Source organism: Pseudoxanthobacter sp., from assembly GCF_036822375.1.
Lineage (GTDB): Bacteria > Pseudomonadota > Alphaproteobacteria > Rhizobiales > Segnochrobactraceae > Pseudoxanthobacter.
Genome location: NZ_DAISHT010000211.1, coordinates 1 through 2872 on the forward strand (window position 1 = coordinate 1; position 2872 = coordinate 2872).

Below are 2872 nucleotides of genomic sequence, written 5' to 3' on the forward strand. Positions count from 1 at the left end.
AAAGCGCGGTGGCGCAAGGCTCTGTTCGTCTGGCGCAGCGTCTGCGTTCCTTCGTCTCGGGGGAGGGGCGGCCGGTTTCCATGGCCCGCCGCAACGCTCTGGCGCTGATGGGCGGCGGCGCACTGGGGGCCATGCTGGCCGGCCCGGCGCTGGCCCAGTCGGCCTATGCCACGGCGTCCCAGGGCGGCAACGGTGCGGAATGGGCCGACCGTTTCGACGCCCAGATGCCGAGCATGCAGAACGTGAAGTCGCGCCGGCCGACCTTCTCGCCCGAAACAGTGGCCGCCACCGAGCGCGCCATTCAGGATTATCAGCTCATCGTGCAGCGCGGCGGCTGGCCGAGCCTGCCCACCAGCATGCCGCTGAAGCTGAAGCTCGGCACCCGCAGCACCAACGTTGCGACCCTGCGCCAGCGTCTGCTGGTGACCGGCGATCTGACGCAGAACAGCGGCCGGCAGGATGTGTTCGATTCCTACGTCGATTCCGCCCTGCGCCGCTTCCAGATCCGCAACGGTCTGCAGCCCGACGGTGTCGTCGGCGGCGGCACGCTGCTGGCCCTCAACGTGCCGGCCGACATTCGCCTCAAGCAGCTTGAGCTGAACCTCGTGCGCGTCAAGGCGATGGCCGGCGGTTTGGGCCCGCGCTATGTGATGGTGAACCTGCCGGGTGCAGAGCTTGAGGCGGTGGAAAACGGCATGGTGGCCTCCCACCATCTCGCCGTGGTCGGCAAGGCCGACCGCGCGAGCCCGATCCTGACCGCCAAGATCAGCCAGATCAACTTCAATCCCTACTGGCACGTTCCGGCCTCGATCGTCCGCAAGGATCTGATCCCGAAGATGCAGGCCAACCCGAACTACCTGACCAAGAACAAGATCCACATCTACGACGGTCAGGGCCGCGAGCGTCAGGCCACCGAGATCGACTGGAACACCCTGCAGGCGACTCAGTTCACCTACCGGCAGGAGCCCGGCCTCGACAATTCGATGGGCACGGTGAAAATCAACTTCGCCAACCCCTATTCGGTCTACATGCACGATACGCCGGCCAAGAGCCTGTTCGGGCAGGACGGCCGCTTCCACTCTTCCGGCTGCGTGCGCGTGCAGAACGTGCGCGGTCTGATCGGCTGGCTGCTGAAGACCAATCCGCAGTGGCCGTCCTCGCACATCGACGACGTGATCCGGTCCGGCGAGCGTGTCGACGCGCAGGTTCTGCCGCCGGTTCCGCTGGCGTGGGCCTACATCACCGCGTGGGCGACCCCGGAAGGCGTGGTCAATTTCCGCTCCGACATCTACGAGCGCGATGGCCTCGGCAGCGTGGTCGTGACCGATGGCAGCGCCACGACCGATCGGGTCGCGACCTCCGCCCCGGCCACCCAGCAGCGCGCGGCCGTGCAGCAGGCCCCGGCCCAGCAGCAGGCCTATGCCCAGCCCGCGCAGCAGAACTACAGCCAGCCGGCCGCGACCGAGAGCTTCGGTGGCGTCACCCCGGGCCAGAACACGTCGAGTTCGTTCTCCGGCTACAAGCCCAGCCCGGCCTACGGCGATTCGGGCACTGGCCAGACCTACTGATGCGCGGCCCCGCGGGCCGCACCTGAAAACGAAAAAAGGGCCGGGTAACCGGCCCTTTTTTATTGCGCTCGTGTTCGTCGCGCTCGTCTTTGTGGCAGCGGATTCGAACGGGCTGTCACCCGCCTCGGGAAATGTCGCTGCCTTCAGAAATGCTGAAACGGTGCCTTGCCCACGGGCAGGGGCCGGCCCGCCTCGTCGAGCACATCGACGCTGCTGCCGGCGGTCAGAACGCCGATATCGCAGGCAACGAGGCCGGCCGCGGCGACTTCGCCGGCAAAATCCCCGGCGCGCTCCGGCGGAACGGCGGCAAGAATCTCGTAATCGTCTCCGCCGGCGAGAACCGCCGGCCACAGGCCGGGCTCAGCGGCGACCAGCCGCCGGGCAGCCGGCGACAGCGGCACCCGGGCGCGTTCGATGACGGCACCGGTGCCGGAGGCCGCGCACAGCCGGGCGAGATCGCCGGCAAGACCGTCGGAAATATCCATCGCGGCGGCGGCATGGCGGCGGATGGCATCGGCGGCGTCGAGGCGGGGGCGGGGGCGCACATAGCGCTCGGCCAGAAAGGCGGCTTCGGCCGGCGAAAGACCGGCGCGGGCGGCAAGGGCCTCGTCGCGCCGCAGCCGGAGGCCCAGCGCGGCATCGCCGATGGTGCCGGTCACGAACAGGCGCTGGCCCGGCCGCCCGGTGGTGCGCCGCACGGCCGCGCCGCGGGCCACCGTGCCGATGGCGGTGACCGAAACCGTCAGCCCGCCGGCGGCGCGAATCGTATCGCCGCCCAGCAGCGACACGCCGAACGCCGCCTGATCGTCCGCCAGGCCGGCGGCAAAGGCGGCAAGCCAGTCCTCGCGCCAGTCGTCCGGCAGCGCCAGCGTCAGCAGGTAGCCGTAGGGTCTGGCGCCCTTGGCGGCGAGATCGGAAAGATTGACGCGCAGCGCCTTGCGGGCGATCTCGCCCGGCGCATCGTCGGGCAGGAAATGAACGCCGACAGCGATGGCGTCGGTGGTCAGCACCTGATCGCTGGCCCCGTCGGCCGGCAGCACCGCGGCGTCGTCCAGCAGGCCGGCGGCACCGGGGGCGAGGGCCAGCGGCGCGAAATAGCGGGCGATCAGGGCATCTTCACCCGGGCGGGGGAGGCCGGCGGCGACAGGGGCAGCACACATGACAGAACGCCTCCGGGCGAAACGGAACGGGGAAGGACGATCGCGGCAGCCTGCCTCCGGCCCGGACGCCGGCCGTGCGTTCAGCCGCGGGAGGGGTCGGCAGCCGTTTTGCTGTCAGCCGACTTGCCGCCAGCCGACTTGCTG

2 protein-coding genes are annotated in these 2872 nt (G+C 69.7%); one reads left to right on the plus strand and one right to left on the minus strand.

Features of this window, described 5'->3' with window-relative positions:
- Window positions 1-1568: L,D-transpeptidase family protein (locus V7067_RS14825; protein ID WP_334176679.1), on the plus strand; the 1568-nt coding region annotated here is incomplete at its 5' end.
- A 143-nt stretch (window positions 1569-1711) separates the two neighbouring features.
- On the opposite strand, the gene thiL is transcribed toward V7067_RS14825, so the two are convergent.
- Window positions 1712-2728, minus strand: a complete 1017-nt coding sequence (gene thiL, locus V7067_RS14830; RefSeq protein WP_334176680.1) for a thiamine-phosphate kinase — start codon at window positions 2726-2728, stop codon at window positions 1712-1714.
- Between the last annotated feature and the right edge of the window lie 144 nt (window positions 2729-2872).

Coding starts and splice junctions, on each gene's coding strand:
- thiL (WP_334176680.1), bottom strand. CDS start 2,728: ATGTGTGCTGCCCCTGTCGCCGCCGGCCTCCCCCGCCCGGGTGAAGAT.